Genomic DNA, 13,380 nt, shown 5'->3' on the forward strand with positions numbered 1-13,380 from the left:
ATCAATTGCCCGGTCCGTTGATCGGCTCATCCAGCGACAGACTGATGGTCTGCCCGGGCGCCAACTCACCGGTTGACGGGTCCGCATATTGGTACCAGGGGACGCCGTCCCCTGTGGCCGGCAGGTTGGCTTTGGGGAGGTTCGTGACGTTGAAGCGGGACGAGATGCCGCTTTCAGTGTCCCCGGGAGCGGTGGTGTAGGTCAGCGCAATCCCGTCGGCGCCGGTGGTGAAGGTTCCCCGGGCACCGTCGATCGGCAGCTCGCCCGGGATCAACCGGAGCGTGGTTCCGGCCGGGATCGGCTGGTTTTCGACGAGCGTGGGGTTGTACTGCAGGAGCTCGGCCGTGCCGACGCGGAACTGATAGCCGAGGCTGTCGAAGGAGTCGCCGTCGACCGTGGTGTAGAAGACGGCACGGCCCCAGGAGTTCCAGACGTCCTCGCCGGTGCCGGAGCGGCCGTCCACCGGGTTCTTCTGCAGCGCGATCGTGCGTCCGGGCTTGATGAAATAGACGTTGCCCTGCTCATGCACGAACCGCACCTTGTTCGCTTCCGCGAGCTGATCGCTGGTCACGTTGAACCGGTAGGAGATTCCGGCCAGGGTGTCGTCGGGGATAACGGTATAGCTGGTCGGGATGCCGTTCGCGTCGAACATGGCGTCCCCCATGGCACCGATGCCGGGGCCCGCCGGCATAAGCCGGAGCCGCGTGCCCGGGGTCAGCGGTGCGCCCGGATGAAGTCCGTTGAATCCGGCGACCTTTGCTTCGGAAAACCCGTAAACCTCAGCCACCCTCGCGAGTGTGTCGCCCGGAGCCGTGATGTAGAAGTCCGGGTTGCCGAACGAGTCGGAGACGGTCTCCCCCGCCAGGGATGGCGTGGACTCCGCTGCCGGATCCGCGGTGGCAGCCGGCCTAGGCGTTGCGTCGACGGACGGTGTCTCCGCCGCAGCGGGTGGTTCCCCTGAGGTGCACCCGGCGAGCCCCAGCGACAGCAGAACAGTGCAGGCGGCCATTGACAATGTCCTGGTCTTGAATTGCCGCGTTTGTGAAGCACCATCGGTTTTCATCACGAGCATCCCCCGTTAGGCCCGGGCACACCCGGAGCGTCCAATAGGGCAGAGCATAACGGAACGGTTTTTCGCTGCACGGCCGACGACGGCGCCCGCCTTGAATTCGGCAGTCCCCTCTCGTTTGGGAAGACAACTCTCCAGAACCAATACGGAGACACAGTGCCGAATCGTGGAATGATTCAGCAAATGACATCTGGCTGGAAATCCGTGTCTGGACCCATGGCACAGGAGGTACCCATGTCCGCTGAAAAATCACCCGAAAGCAGCGCCTCAACGATGGAATCGAAAGTTGTCTCCGTCAGTCAAAGCAGCAAGCACACCTTCAGCAAGGACCGGGTTGAATCGGTTCTGCTGGTAGAAGGGCTCGGCGTTGACGGAGACGCGCACTCCGGCACCACCGTGCAGCATGTGTTCAGGAAACGGTTCCATCCGACGGAGCCCAACCTGCGGCAGGTGCATCTGATCCAAGCGGAGCTGTTCGAGGAACTCGAGCAGGACGGCTTCGAGGTGGGTCCCGGCGACCTCGGGGAAAACATCACCACCCGCGGCATCGACCTGCTGAACCTACCCGAGGGAGCACTCCTGCGGATCGGGCCCGACGCCGTCGTTCAGGTAACCGGCCTGCGGAATCCCTGCCGGCAGATAGACCGCTTCCAAACCGGGCTGCTCAAAGCGGTGCTACCCCTCGACAGCAACGGAAAAGTCGTCCGCAAAACGGGAGTCATGGGCATCGTGCTGACAGGTGGCCGGGTAAGCGCCGACGATAAAATCCGTGTTGAGCTTCCGGCCGGGCCGCACCGTCGCCTCAAGTGCGTCTGATTCCTGCCGAAGGTACGGACCGTGTCCTCCGGGCAAAGGAATAGCCAGAAGCAACGCGTGCGCTTCTGGCTATTCCTTGAAGGTGCCGGAGTCTAAGGCGGCCTACTTCAGGTTCTGAATGGCGTAGTCGGCTTCTTCAGCAGTGAACTTTGCTCCGTATGTGCCGGTGCTGGCGAGGTAATCCCGCAGCTCATCCAGGGGCTTCGGGTTCTCCATCTGCAAAACCTTCGCGGTTTCCAGCGCGTTGACCTTGTAATCGGCCTTGAGGTTGTCGATGGCGTACTGCGCGGCCTCCGGAGTGTACTGGCCGTACTCCCCACCCAGCTGCTCGTAGATGGCGCCCTTGCTCATGTGCAGGGAGTCGCTGTAGAACGTGGCGTCATTCAGCGCCCGCTGCTTGTCACCACTCTTCTCAATGGCGGGAGCGGCGGGTGCAGCCTGAGTGGGTGCGGAGTAGGTCGGTGCCGGGCTGGACAGCGTATTGCTGTTCGTCTCCGATACCTGCCGGCTTTCCTCGATGACCGCTCCGATTGTCGCCGTCAAAGTAAAGATCGTGACCACCGAAACAATGGCGTTGAGAACCCAGACGACGGCGGTGACGATCCACGCCATCTTCTTGTTCTGCTCGTACTCGGCGAGAGGCTGACCGTGCTTGTCCTTCTGGTTGCCGGTCAGGGTGATGATCATGTCCACCAGCGTCCAGATGCCGAAGCCGCCGAACGTCAGGAGCTTCAGGACACCGGTGCCGATCTTGCCCAGGTAGAAGCGGTCCGCACCAAAGGTGCCAAGGAAGAGCGCGAGCAGCCACGTCACGACGAAGGACTTCCTGGTGGCGGTAGCGGGCATATAGCCTTTTTCGGTGGTGCTCATAACGGGGTTATGCCTTTTCTGTGGTGAGGGTCGTGCTTCCCGGGGCGACAACTTCAAGCGGACAGCCAATTACTTGTAGTAGATAATGCCATCTTTTTGATGCTGAGCAGAGCAAAAAAGGCCGCCCGCGACGGAATCAAATGAGTAATGAAGTTATGCCTAAAGCCAGTCGATTGGTGATTCGGTGCTTTCCCCTCAAGGGCCGCTGCTTCACCTCAAGCTGGATTATTTCGGAGTGGTTTTGGCCAGCAGCAATGTGAAGGTGAACGCCGACGTCGTTCAACCGGTGCCGCCTACGCCGTCATTTCTTACCTTGCTTTGAGGGCTGCGACGAGTGCTCCTCACCGGAATACTGCGCTTCAATATCCTTACTCCAGGCACGCGCGTATAGGCCTAGGGCCGCCTGCTCCCTGAGTGCGAAGCCCAGGCCGTTGAGTGCGTGCTGGCTAGCCCCCATTGCCAGTTGCTGCGCACTGCGGCTGACGCGTTGTTTGTCTGCCCGGTACAAATACTCATCCATGGCCCTTGCCCACCGCTTCCGCCAGATATCCACTGCCGGCTCTGAGGCAAGAGCGGCCATCACCCTGTGTGCGGGCATAACCCGGGGTGCAATCCGGGTCCTCATTGCCCTGCGCGCTTGCGCAGCGTGCGGGCCAAAAGAACCTGTACAGGCGTGCAGATGAGCGTTCCAGTAGAAGTCCCAGCTAGTGGTTCTTCGATCGGGCCAAACAGCGGACCGGGGGCCCCGCATCATGGCGTGGCCCGCGTCGAAGAGAAGCAGGGCAGCCAGCATCGAGCGCGTGTTGAGGCTGGGAAAGCGGTTGACCGCCCACAAAGTCAGATCCATGGAGACCTCGCCAATCTCCGTTGCCAGGTCCAAGCCCTTTGGCCCACCGAACCGTGCAAATGCCGCTTCCACCACCTCAGGTACCGGTGCGCCCGGCGGCGGCGGATAAACGAGCCCCGGCGAGTGGGAGATCTTCACGGTACCCAGCGTGGCAACGTTTTCGTCCGCCAGCGCGTGCGCAAACTTCCATAGGCGCTTAGCGACGTCGTCGGTGGCAAGCAAATGCAGGAGCACGGCGTGACGGTCGGATTCCGGGCTGCGTGACAACCGAAACCGGCCCCCCTCCCCGGCCCGCAGTTGGGAAGACAAAGGGGCAACAACATGGCGGATAATGTCGTCTCCGACATTCTTGCGCTCCGGCTCAATAGTCAGGATGGACCACAGTGTTGTGCTGGGGTGCTGCTTCCCAGGGCGGGTAGCTGCACCTCGATGAACAGTATTCGACTGCATTACGCGGCTCATTTCATCCCCAAGAATGATTGTCTGACATTGGTACGTGCACTGTCATCATCCTGTGTTCCCAAAACGTGTAAGTCCATACCGGCCCCCCAAATCATTACTTGTTCGTGCCCTCTTGGGCCGGTGCGCACCGAATGCCGGAAGGTACATGGTCTAGGTCGAGTTGGGAAGAATCGACTTTCCCGTCACGGTTGGCGTGCTCCGGGGCCCTTCCCGCAGGCCGTGGCGGGATATGAAATGATCCGTCAACGACTGTCAGATGGAATCCCCAAGGATCGAAAGTGGTCTCGGTCAGTCAAAGCAGCAAGCACAACTTCAGCAAGGACCAGGTGGAATCGGTTCTGCTGGTGGAATGGCTCGGTGTTGACGGAGACGCGCATTCCGGCACTGGCACCGGAGGCCAGTACGCTAATCCGTGACCACTAGCCGGTGCCGCCTACGCCCTCACCCTGCTTTGATGGGAGCGACTAGCGCTCCTCACCGGAATACTGCGCTTCAATATCCTTACTCCAAGCACGCGCGTATATCCCGAGGGCACCCTGTTCCCGGAGCGGGAAGCCCAGCTGTTTCAGTGCCAGCTGGCTGGCCCCCGTAGCCAGCTGCTGCGCACTGCGACTGATGCGTTGCTTGTCTGCCCGGTACAAATACTCATCCATGGCCCTTGCCCACCGCTTCCGCCAGACATCCACTGCCGACTCCGCGGCAAGGGCGGCCATCACCCTGTGCGCGGGCATAACCCGCGGTGCCATCTGCGCCATCGCTGCCCTGCGCGTATGCTCCGACTGCGAGCCGAAAGAACCTGTGCAGGCGTGCAGGTGAGCGTTCCAGTAGAAGTCCCAGCTAGTGGTTCTGCGATCGGGCCAAACAGCGGACCGGGGGCCCCGCATCATGGCGTGGCCCGCGTCGAAGAGAAGCAGGGCAGCCAGCATCGAGCGCATGTTGAGGCGGGGAAAGCGGTTGACCGCCCACAAAGCCAGGTCCGAAGACACCTCGGAAATCCCGGAAACCAGTTCCAAGCCCTTTGGTCCACCGAACCGGGCAAGCGCCGCTTCCACCAACTCAGGTACCGGTTCGCCCGGCCGTGGTGGATAAATGATGTCCGGCGCTTGGGAGATCTTCACGGGACCCAGTGTGGCAGCGCTTTCGTCTGCCAGCGCGTGCGCAAACTTCCATAGGCGCTTAGTGACGTCGTCGGTGGCAAGCAAATGCAGGACTACGGCCGGATGGGCGGATTCCAGGTTGCGTGAAAGCCGGAACCGGCCCCCCTCCCCGACCCGCAGTTGGGAAGACAGCGGGCCCGCAATACGGCGGATTATTTCATCACCCGCATCCTTCCGCTCGGGCTCTATGCTCAAGACGGACCACAGGGTGGTTGTGCTGGCGTGGGGCTGCACAGGACGGGTAGTTGCCTCTCGATGAACAGTGTTTGATTGCATTATGTGGCTCATTTCATCCCCAAAATGATCGTCTTGGCTTCTGTAGGTGGGTTCCCAACACTGCATTCTCAACAGGGTGTCACCAACACTGTGTTGCCAAAATATGAATGTCCATACAGGCCCTAGGAAATTTCATATTTGTGTCAGGGGGGCTTTTCCTGCGCACGCTGAGCGTCTAAGGGTTTTGCGAACCAGCGACGCGCACTGCACCACACCGGCTTCGGCCCCGTCACCACGTGTAGCGATGCCACCGCCTTGCTTTCCCACGTGCGCCGCCGGCCGGAGATACGGGCTGCCATACTCTGACCATGACCGTCTACTTTGAGTGCACCACCCGGACAGCCCTGCCCGCAGCGGAACTGTTTGACCGGGCCCGGAGCATTGATGCGCACAAGGATTCGATGGCGCGGTCCCGGGAAGAGGTGCTCGGCGGCGTGACTTCGGGCCTCATCTCGCTGGGTGAGGACGTTACCTGGCGAGCCTGGCATTTTGGTGTTCCGCTGCGGATGACGAGCCGGATCACCGAAATGGAGCCGCCTGACTATTTCATCGACGAGCAGGTCAAGGGCCCGTTCCGGCGCTTCCGGCACGTTCACGAGTTCAGCCAGGATGCCGCGGGCAGCACGATGGTTGACCGCATCGAGTTCGAGGCGCCGTTCGGCGTCGTCGGGCGCCTGGTGGAGAAACTGGTGCTGGCCCGCTACCTCCGGGAGCTCATTGAGACGCGCAATCGGTACCTGGCCGACGAGCTCGCCCGCGGTTGAGGCACGATTCACCACGACGCCTGGATGCGCCGGGCCCGCCGCCTCACCGCCGCATCCGAGCGTGCCTTAGCCGCGGAAGCAACGCCGCCGCCCCCGAAGAAAAGCGCACCCGCGGTCCACCGGCTCCCGTACCGGCGTTCCCAGCCCTCGATGACGGCGTCGGACGGATCATCGGGGTTATAGAACACGTTCACGGGCTCTCCCGTATGAATTGCCGGCGCGTTCCGCCGGGCGACAGGCCACCCCTTCCGCACCACGTGATCCAGCCGCTGCGGAGACGGACCATACGGGCTCTGGGCGGAGAAGCTCACGCTGGCGATGGTCTCTCGGATGCGTCCGGCAGGCCGCTCCCGCGAAGAGAGCACCGTGCCGACGGCGACCGTCCCGCCGTCGATCAGCTGCCGGTCCGCGTGTGCACCGTACACCCCGTACCCGCCCATCAAGGCTCCCATCAGGATGGAGACGACAGCCAGCAGCATCGGCCGTTCCAGCCGCGGCCTTCTATTCCGCCTCCACGCACGCATTCCTCTTCACCCCGGCGCCATACTACTGCCCTCGATTTTGCGGTCAGGCGTCGCACCGCCGTTGAACTGCAGCTCTGGCGCCAAGCAGGTGCATCCAACAGCTGCCGCGATAGGGCTGGAAGATGGCTTAACCGTCGAGGGAACGAATTACCCGTGCCGGTGAACCCACGGCCAGGGACCGCGCCGGAACGTTCCTGATGACGACGGCGCCGGCGGAGCCGGGCCAGCAGCTCCCGCACCGGGCCGGTCCGAGGTAGCCGCGTCACTCGCGTTGCGGACGTAATAATCCCTCAGGACAACTAGGCTGAAACGGTGACGCACAGCTTCGATAAGGATTACTGGGAACAGCACTGGCACGAGGCTCCCGAGACGGCACCGGCCGCGCCTGCGGAGACCCCGCCGAACCCCTACGTTCAACGCATCGCCCGCGACCTGTCCCCCGGCACGGCGCTCGACGCCGGCTGCGGCACCGGCACCGAAGCCCTGGAACTGGCAGCCCACGGCTGGGACGTCACCGGCGCGGACTTATCCTCCACAGCCCTCGAAACGGCCGCGCGGCAAGCCGCAAAGCGGGAATTGCCCGGCAGCGTGATCTGGATCGAAGCGGATCTGGTCTCCTGGGAACCGGGACGCCGGTTCGACCTCGTGATGACCAACTACGCCCATCCGGCCATGCCGCAGCTGGCGTTTTACCAGCGGATCATGGACTGGGTGGCCCCCGGCGGGACGCTGCTGATTGTCGGCCACGCCCACGACCCGGCCGCCATGACCACCCACGGGCACCATCCGCCGAACGAAGCCACCGTCACCGCTGAAGACGTTGCGGCACTTCTGGATCCGGCGGAATGGACCATCACCATTGCCGACCGGCAGTCCCGCACCCTCACTGCGCCGGACGGGCAGACCGTCACCCTGCCCGACGTCGTCGTGCAGGCCTCGCGGCGGAACTAGGCCACGCCGGTACTAGCCCACGCACCGGCACCCGGCGTCACTGCGCGGACCTAACCGTCGCGCCAGGAACCCCGCAGGGTCTCAATGCCGTCCAGCAGCACGTCCAGCCCGACAGCGAACTCGGCGTCGTAGTCGTAGCCCTCCTTCGCCAGCTCACCCACCACTTCGAGCAGGTACGGATAGCGGGCGGCGGCCTCCGCAGATTCACCGTCACGGGTGGCCGCAGCCGCCGCGGCCGACTCCTCCGGGGTCTCGAAGGACAGGGTCTTCTGCTGCAGGGCGAAGCCGTACACGTAGGCATCCAGCAGGCTGGTGACGTGGACGGTGGTGCGGAAGGAAAAGCCGCTCTCCCGCAGGCAGCCCAGCAGCGCGTTGTGCTGGCGCAGGTTCTCCAGTCCCGGCCGGCCGGCCGCCTCCATCAGTCCCACGGCCCAGCGGTGCGTAACCAGCGCGGACCGGAGTGAAGCGGCACGAACGCGCATAGCCTGCTTCCAGCCGTGCCCGCTGTCCGGCTCCGTGACCTCCGCCCAGACCAGGTCCACCATGCCCTCGAGCAGTTCCTGCTTATTCGCCACATGCTTGTACAGCGCCATCGGCACCACGCCGAGTTCCTGGGAAAGCGTGCGCATGGTGAAGCCGTCGATACCCACCTGATCGGCCAGTACGACGCCGGCGCGGAGTACGGCGTCCCGGTTCAGGCGCGGGCGGCGCGCGGACGCTTCCTGCTGCTGTGCCTTCGGTACCTGTCCCACAGAGCCGCCTTCCCCGGAATTTGATGCTTGACAGAGTGTACGTCATACACCTAGGTTCATCGCATCCGGTGTACGAAGTACACCTTGGCCGACAGGAGCACCATGCACGCCTCCAACCGGACCGCCCGGACCGCCGGGATCCTCTTCCTCCTCACCTTCGCCTCCGCCATCGCCGGGGCTGCGCTCTACGCACCGCTGCTGACCGACCCGGACTACGTCGCCGGACCCGGTGCGGACACCCGGATCCTGCTCGGCGCGGTCTGCGAACTGGTGCTGATCGTCGCGAACATCGGCACCGCCGTCGTGCTGTTCCCCGTCCTCCGCCGGCACAGCGAGACCGCTGCGGTCGGCTACGTCGCGGCGCGGATCATGGAATGCGCGCTGATTGCCGTCGGGATCCTCAGTGTGCTCACCGCCGTGACGCTGCGGCAGAGCGCCGGGGCCGACGCCGGGGAGTATCTTCCCGTGGCCCGGGCGCTGGTGGCGGTGCACGGCTGGACCTTCCTGCTCGGCCCGGGGTTCGTGGTGGGCATCGGTAACGGGCTGCTGCTGGGGTTCCTGATGTACCGCTCGCACCTGGTGCCGCGGCCGATGGCACTGTTCGGCCTGATCGGCGGTCCGCTGATGTCACTGTCCGGTATTGCCGTGCTTTTCGGCGCCTACGGGCAGTCCTCGGTGCCGTCCGCGCTGGCCACCCTTCCGGAGATCATCTGGGAGGCCTCGCTGGGGATTTACCTGACGGTGGCCGGCTTCCGCCGGCCGCGGAAGGCCGGCGCGGACAGGATGGTTCCGTGCCACTCTGTGCGCCGCCCCGTCCGCATGTTCCACTGATCCCTGACAAGCAACCCCGCCCCAATGAAGGAGCACCCCCTAATGCCCGCCTCCGAATCTTCGCTCACCAGCTACGCTGACCTGCTCGCCGCCGTCGCCCCCGCCGGCGACTCCCGGCCGATTCTCGATCCGGCCACCGGTGAACTCGTCGCCGAGGCGCCCGTGCACACCGTCGATGACCTCGAAAAAGCCGTTGCCACCGCCCGCGCCGCCCAGCCGTCCTGGGCCGGCCTCGGCCATCCCGGCCGCCGGGAAGCGCTGAACCGTGCGGCCGACGCCATTGACGCCGCTGCCGAAGGGCTCGCCGAGCTCCTCTCCCGCGAGCAGGGCAAGCCGCTGAACGGACCGAACGCCCGCTTCGAGGTCGGCGGGGCAGCCGCGTGGCTGCGCGCCGCGGCGTCGTTCGATCTGGAGCCCGAGGTGCTGGTGGACGACGACGGCGGCCGCGCCGAACTCCATTACCGTCCCCTCGGCGTTGTGGGCGCCATCGGACCGTGGAACTGGCCCATGATGATCAGCATCTGGCAGCTCGCCCCCGCACTGCGGATGGGCAACACCGTGGTGATGAAACCCTCCGAATACACTCCCCTGTCCGTGCTCGCCCTGGCGGCCGTACTCAACCAGGTTCTGCCGGCCGATGTGCTGCATGTGGTCTCCGGAGGCCGCGACGTCGGCGAAACCCTCGCCGCCCACCCGGACGTGGACAAGATCATGTTCACCGGGTCCACCGCCACCGGCAAGGCCATCATCCGCTCCTCCGCCGACACCGTGAAGCGCCTGACCCTTGAGCTCGGCGGCAACGACGCCGGCATCGTCCTGCCCGACGCCGATCCACAGGCCATTGCCGAAGGCCTGTTCTGGGGCGCGTTCATCAACACCGGACAGACCTGCGCCGCGATGAAGCGCCTCTACGTGCACGAGGACATCTACGACGACGTCGTCACCTCCCTCGCCGAGGTCGCCAAGACCATGCCCATGGGCGTGGGCCTGGACGAAAACAACGTGCTCGGCCCGCTGCAGAACAAGGCCCAGTACGACATCGTCGCGCAGCTGGTGGACGCCGCCCGCGACGCCGGCGCCCGTATTGTGCTCGGCGGCAATCCGGAGCAGGACCAGCCCGGCTACTTCTACCCCGCAACGCTGGTGGCGGACATCGACAATGACAATCCGCTGGTCGCCCGGGAACAGTTCGGCCCTGCCCTGCCGATCATCCGGTACTCCACCGTGGACGAAGCAGTGGAGATGGCCAACGGGCTCGACGTCGGCCTCGGCGCCTCCGTCTGGTCCTCGGACAAGGACGCCGCACTCGAGGTGGCCGCCCGCATGTCCGCCGGCACCGTCTGGATCAACAAGCACGGCTCCGTCGATCCGCGGGTTCCCTTCGGCGGCGCGAAGCAGTCCGGCTACGGGCTGGAATTCGGCGTCGAAGGCCTCAAGCATCTGGGCGCCCCGCAGGTGATCAGCTACTAATCCGGCTCTATGAGGAGCAGCGGCCATGCGGGGTTCAGCACTGATCGTTGGAGCGGGTATTGCAGGAACCGCAGTTGCGCGGGGGCTGCTCCGCGCCGGATGGTCGGTCCAGGTGCTCGAACGCGGCGCAAACCTGCCCGGCAGCGGAACGGCGCTGGCCATGTGGCCCGAGGCGATGCGGGCCCTCGACGCGTTGGGTGCCGGTGACGCAGTCCGCGCCGGTTCGATGGAAGAGCACGGCGCACGGATCCTGAAACCCGACGGCAGCCAGGTTGCGGCCATGGGCGGCAGCCGGACCGCTCGCTTTGTTCCACGCACCGTCCTGCTGGACGCTCTCTCCAGGGATTTGCCCGCCGGAGTTATCGAATGGAATTCGCCGGTCGCCGGGCCCTCAACCCTGCCCTCTGCCGATGTTGTCGTAGCCGCCGACGGAATCTTCAGCCGCCTGCGCACCGCCTGCAACGGAATATCGCCCCGGGCGCTGGGAACAGTGGCCTTTCGCGGCGTTGTCCCCGGCCCGGCCGGCGGAGTCAGCGAGACGTGGGGGCGCGGCCGGCTGTTCGGCATTACGCCGCTGGATGCCGGCAGCACTAACTGGTTTGCCTGCCTCCGCTCCACCGACCTGCCTCCGCTGGGTTCCCCGGAGGCTATCGGCGTCCAGGGGGCAGACCTGCTGCGCAGCCTCTACCGCGGGTGGCATCCGGACGTCGCCCGGGTGCTGGGAAAACTGGACGGAAGCCCGCTAGATTACCGGGAGCTGTTCGACGTTCCGCCGCTCGCGTCCTACATTTCCGGCAACTTGGCGCTGCTGGGCGACGCTGCGCACGGCATGGCACCGAACCTTGGCCGCGGCGCCTGCGAGGCCCTTCTGGACGCGGTTGCCCTGATCGACGCACTCAGCTCGGCTCCCGACGTTACCGCCGGCCTGCAGCGCTACGACGCCTGCCGGCGTCGGCGGGGAAACCTCATGGTCCGGGCGGCACGGCTGCTGAACCGTGTCGCCACGGCCGAGCATTTCACCGGAGCCCGGAACCTCGCGATGTCCGCCGGGGCACGGTTCGCCTAGTACTTTCCACGCCAAAGCCGCCGTCGGGGGGCGCCGTCGACGCCCCGGGGAATTCCACCGCAGCAGGAGCAGTTTGCTCTTTTGAGGGACTGGCAGAGGATATCCGTGCCAGTCCGGCCGAACATCATCGAAGGGATACGCAATGCCGACATTGGGAATCATTGGAAGCGGGAACATCGGATCCGCGGTCGCGCGGCTCGCGGTTGCCGCGGGCATGAACGTCGTTATTGCCAACTCGCGGGGACCTGAAACGCTCGCGGACCTGGTCGCCGAGCTCGGGCCGCTTGCCCAGGCCGGCACGGTGGAAGACGCCGCGAAACTCGGTGACGCCGTCGTGCTTTCCATTCCGCTGAACGCGGTTTCCGCTCTTCCGGACGGACTCCTGGCCGGCAAGATCGTCCTGGACACCAGCAATTACTATCCGTCCCGGGACGGGCGCATCGCCGAGCTTGATGACAGCACGGTGACCACCAGCGAACTGGTGCTGAGCCGGCTGCCCGGAGCGCAGTACGTCAAGGCCTTCAATAACATCCTGGCCCATCATCTTCCGCTTCTGGCCCGTCCCGCCGGGTCCGCTGACCGCTCCGCGCTGCCCATCGCCTCCGACGATGACACGGCCAAGGCTGAGGCGGCGGCGCTCATCGACGGGCTGGGCTACGACGTCGTCGACGCCGGCACCGTCGCCGAGAGCTGGAAGTTCGAGCCGGACTCCGCAGGCTACACGCGTCTTTACCTCGCGGATGCGAGCACACCCGACGACCAGCTGATGAGCTCGGATCCGGGCACAACACCCAAGGCAAAGGTCGAGTCCGCGCTGGCGTCGGCCACCCGGGTGAACGTGGCCGACCGTCTCTTCTAGGCGGTAATCGGCTGGGTGCGCGGCGGCCGGGTGCGATCCGGGCGCCGCGCAGGCCGCCGCGCAGGAAGCACCGCCTAGACCACGGCGTAGGTCACCCGGACTCCCCCGTTGTCGAGGCGCTGTTCCCGCAGCAGGCGAAGATTCAGCGGCAACCCGTCGGGCAGGGCCCGCGTGCCGCCGCCGGCAATGACCGGACAGATCACCAGCGACACAACGTCCACCAGGCCCATCCGCATAGCGCTCTTGGCCAGCTCCGGACCGCCGATCGTCACGTTTCCCGCGGCCTTGGCCCGCTCCACGGCCTCCCGGGTCAGGGCAGGTTCCAGGGTGGTCCGGCCGGTGTAAACCTCCGGAAGTGTGGAGGAAAACACCACCTTGGGCACCGCCGTCCAGGCCGCCGCGAACCGGTCCGTCCCCGGCGGCCCTCCGGCCAAGGCTGGATCGGTTTCCCAGACGGCCATGGTTTCGTACATCCGCCGCCCGTAGAGCACGGCGGCCGCGTCCTCCAGGTCCTCGGAATGTGAAACAAGAAAATCCTCGGTCGGCTCCAGCCAGGCGAAGTTACCGTCAGCGTCGGCGCTGTATCCGTCCAGTGAGCAGTTCATGGAGTACATCAGGGATCCCATCCCTTCACTCAACCCCCGGGTCTTCCCGCGGCACAAGGGT

15 protein-coding genes are annotated in these 13,380 nt (G+C 65.1%); 8 read left to right on the forward strand and 7 right to left on the reverse strand.

Annotated elements, in window-relative coordinates:
* Position 1: 1 nt before the first annotated feature.
* Positions 2–1,009, reverse strand: a complete 1,008-nt coding sequence (locus N2K95_RS14930) for a lytic transglycosylase (protein ID WP_260652180.1) — start codon at positions 1,007–1,009, stop codon at positions 2–4.
* A gap of 333 nt (positions 1,010–1,342) precedes the next feature.
* Here N2K95_RS14930 and N2K95_RS14935 point away from each other — a divergent pair, with 333 nt between their 5' ends.
* Positions 1,343–1,885 (forward strand): MOSC domain-containing protein, encoded by a 543-nt coding sequence (locus N2K95_RS14935; protein WP_260653836.1) that lies wholly within the window; start codon positions 1,343–1,345, stop codon positions 1,883–1,885.
* A 102-nt stretch (positions 1,886–1,987) separates the two neighbouring features.
* On the opposite strand, the gene N2K95_RS14940 is transcribed toward N2K95_RS14935, so the two are convergent.
* On the reverse strand, positions 1,988–2,755 hold the full coding sequence (locus tag N2K95_RS14940) for an Ltp family lipoprotein (RefSeq protein WP_260652181.1): 768 nt from the start codon (positions 2,753–2,755) through the stop codon (positions 1,988–1,990).
* Between the two features lie 301 nt (positions 2,756–3,056).
* The gene (locus tag N2K95_RS14945; protein ID WP_260652182.1) at positions 3,057–4,064 is read right to left on the reverse strand and encodes a hypothetical protein; all 1,008 of its coding nucleotides are present in this window, start codon (positions 4,062–4,064) and stop codon (positions 3,057–3,059) included.
* Between the two features lie 278 nt (positions 4,065–4,342).
* On the opposite strand from N2K95_RS14945, the gene N2K95_RS14950 reads away from it, so the two are divergent.
* The gene (locus N2K95_RS14950; protein WP_260652183.1) at positions 4,343–4,480 is read left to right on the forward strand and encodes a hypothetical protein; all 138 of its coding nucleotides are present in this window, start codon (positions 4,343–4,345) and stop codon (positions 4,478–4,480) included.
* Between the two features lie 48 nt (positions 4,481–4,528).
* Here the strand turns inward: N2K95_RS14950 and N2K95_RS14955 are convergent, their stop codons facing one another.
* Positions 4,529–5,182: a hypothetical protein gene (locus N2K95_RS14955; protein WP_260652184.1), complete on the reverse strand. Its 654-nt coding sequence runs from the start codon at positions 5,180–5,182 to the stop codon at positions 4,529–4,531.
* A gap of 623 nt (positions 5,183–5,805) precedes the next feature.
* Here N2K95_RS14955 and N2K95_RS14960 point away from each other — a divergent pair.
* On the forward strand, positions 5,806–6,261 hold the full coding sequence (locus tag N2K95_RS14960; protein WP_260652185.1) for an SRPBCC family protein: 456 nt from the start codon (positions 5,806–5,808) through the stop codon (positions 6,259–6,261).
* Positions 6,262–6,269: 8 nt separating this feature from the next.
* Here the strand turns inward: N2K95_RS14960 and N2K95_RS14965 are convergent, their stop codons facing one another.
* Positions 6,270–6,740, reverse strand: a complete 471-nt coding sequence (locus N2K95_RS14965; protein WP_260652186.1) for a DUF3592 domain-containing protein — start codon at positions 6,738–6,740, stop codon at positions 6,270–6,272.
* Between the two features lie 357 nt (positions 6,741–7,097).
* Here N2K95_RS14965 and N2K95_RS14970 point away from each other — a divergent pair, with 357 nt between their 5' ends.
* Positions 7,098–7,736 carry a class I SAM-dependent methyltransferase gene (locus tag N2K95_RS14970; protein WP_260652187.1) on the forward strand — a complete coding sequence of 213 codons (639 nt, stop codon included), beginning with the start codon at positions 7,098–7,100 and terminating at the stop codon, positions 7,734–7,736.
* A 50-nt stretch (positions 7,737–7,786) separates the two neighbouring features.
* On the opposite strand, the gene N2K95_RS14975 is transcribed toward N2K95_RS14970, so the two are convergent.
* A complete protein-coding gene (locus tag N2K95_RS14975) occupies positions 7,787–8,488 on the reverse strand; it encodes a TetR/AcrR family transcriptional regulator C-terminal domain-containing protein (protein ID WP_260652188.1) in 702 nt (233 codons plus the stop codon).
* Positions 8,489–8,590: 102 nt separating this feature from the next.
* On the opposite strand from N2K95_RS14975, the gene N2K95_RS14980 reads away from it, so the two are divergent.
* The 4 genes from N2K95_RS14980 to N2K95_RS14995 all read left to right on the forward strand — a co-directional run bounded on the left by N2K95_RS14980 (position 8,591) and on the right by N2K95_RS14995 (position 12,714).
* Positions 8,591–9,319, forward strand: coding sequence for a DUF4386 domain-containing protein (locus tag N2K95_RS14980; protein ID WP_260652189.1), 729 nt, complete (start codon positions 8,591–8,593; stop codon positions 9,317–9,319).
* 42 nt (positions 9,320–9,361) lie between these two features.
* Complete coding sequence (locus N2K95_RS14985; RefSeq protein WP_260652190.1) at positions 9,362–10,789, forward strand: aldehyde dehydrogenase family protein; 1,428 nt, start codon at positions 9,362–9,364, stop codon at positions 10,787–10,789.
* A 25-nt stretch (positions 10,790–10,814) separates the two neighbouring features.
* Positions 10,815–11,855, forward strand: a complete 1,041-nt coding sequence (locus N2K95_RS14990) for an FAD-dependent monooxygenase (RefSeq protein ID WP_260652191.1) — start codon at positions 10,815–10,817, stop codon at positions 11,853–11,855.
* 142 nt (positions 11,856–11,997) lie between these two features.
* Positions 11,998–12,714, forward strand: a complete 717-nt coding sequence (locus tag N2K95_RS14995; protein ID WP_260652192.1) for an NADPH-dependent F420 reductase — start codon at positions 11,998–12,000, stop codon at positions 12,712–12,714.
* Positions 12,715–12,788: 74 nt separating this feature from the next.
* Here the strand turns inward: N2K95_RS14995 and N2K95_RS15000 are convergent, their stop codons facing one another.
* The gene (locus N2K95_RS15000; protein ID WP_260652193.1) at positions 12,789–13,340 is read right to left on the reverse strand and encodes a dihydrofolate reductase family protein; all 552 of its coding nucleotides are present in this window, start codon (positions 13,338–13,340) and stop codon (positions 12,789–12,791) included.
* Between the last annotated feature and the right edge of the window lie 40 nt (positions 13,341–13,380).

This window comes from Arthrobacter zhaoxinii (genome assembly GCF_025244925.1).
Lineage (GTDB): Bacteria > Actinomycetota > Actinomycetes > Actinomycetales > Micrococcaceae > Arthrobacter_B > Arthrobacter_B zhaoxinii.

What these genes read in the sequence shown, in the direction of transcription:
- N2K95_RS14980 (WP_260652189.1), top strand. Translation starts at nt 8,591, where the DNA reads ATGCACGCCTCCAACCGGACCGCCCGGACCGCCGGGATCCTCTTCCTC.
- N2K95_RS14965 (WP_260652186.1), bottom strand. Translation starts at nt 6,740, where the DNA reads ATGCTGCTGGCTGTCGTCTCCATCCTGATGGGAGCCTTGATGGGCGGG.
- N2K95_RS14995 (WP_260652192.1), top strand. Translation starts at nt 11,998, where the DNA reads ATGCCGACATTGGGAATCATTGGAAGCGGGAACATCGGATCCGCGGTC.
- N2K95_RS14935 (WP_260653836.1), top strand. Translation starts at nt 1,343, where the DNA reads ATGGAATCGAAAGTTGTCTCCGTCAGTCAAAGCAGCAAGCACACCTTC.
- N2K95_RS14990 (WP_260652191.1), top strand. Translation starts at nt 10,815, where the DNA reads ATGCGGGGTTCAGCACTGATCGTTGGAGCGGGTATTGCAGGAACCGCA.
- N2K95_RS14940 (WP_260652181.1), bottom strand. Translation starts at nt 2,755, where the DNA reads ATGAGCACCACCGAAAAAGGCTATATGCCCGCTACCGCCACCAGGAAG.
- N2K95_RS14945 (WP_260652182.1), bottom strand. Translation starts at nt 4,064, where the DNA reads ATGAGCCGCGTAATGCAGTCGAATACTGTTCATCGAGGTGCAGCTACC.
- N2K95_RS14930 (WP_260652180.1), bottom strand. Translation starts at nt 1,009, where the DNA reads ATGGCCGCCTGCACTGTTCTGCTGTCGCTGGGGCTCGCCGGGTGCACC.
- N2K95_RS14985 (WP_260652190.1), top strand. Translation starts at nt 9,362, where the DNA reads ATGCCCGCCTCCGAATCTTCGCTCACCAGCTACGCTGACCTGCTCGCC.
- N2K95_RS15000 (WP_260652193.1), bottom strand. Translation starts at nt 13,340, where the DNA reads ATGGGATCCCTGATGTACTCCATGAACTGCTCACTGGACGGATACAGC.
- N2K95_RS14960 (WP_260652185.1), top strand. Translation starts at nt 5,806, where the DNA reads ATGACCGTCTACTTTGAGTGCACCACCCGGACAGCCCTGCCCGCAGCG.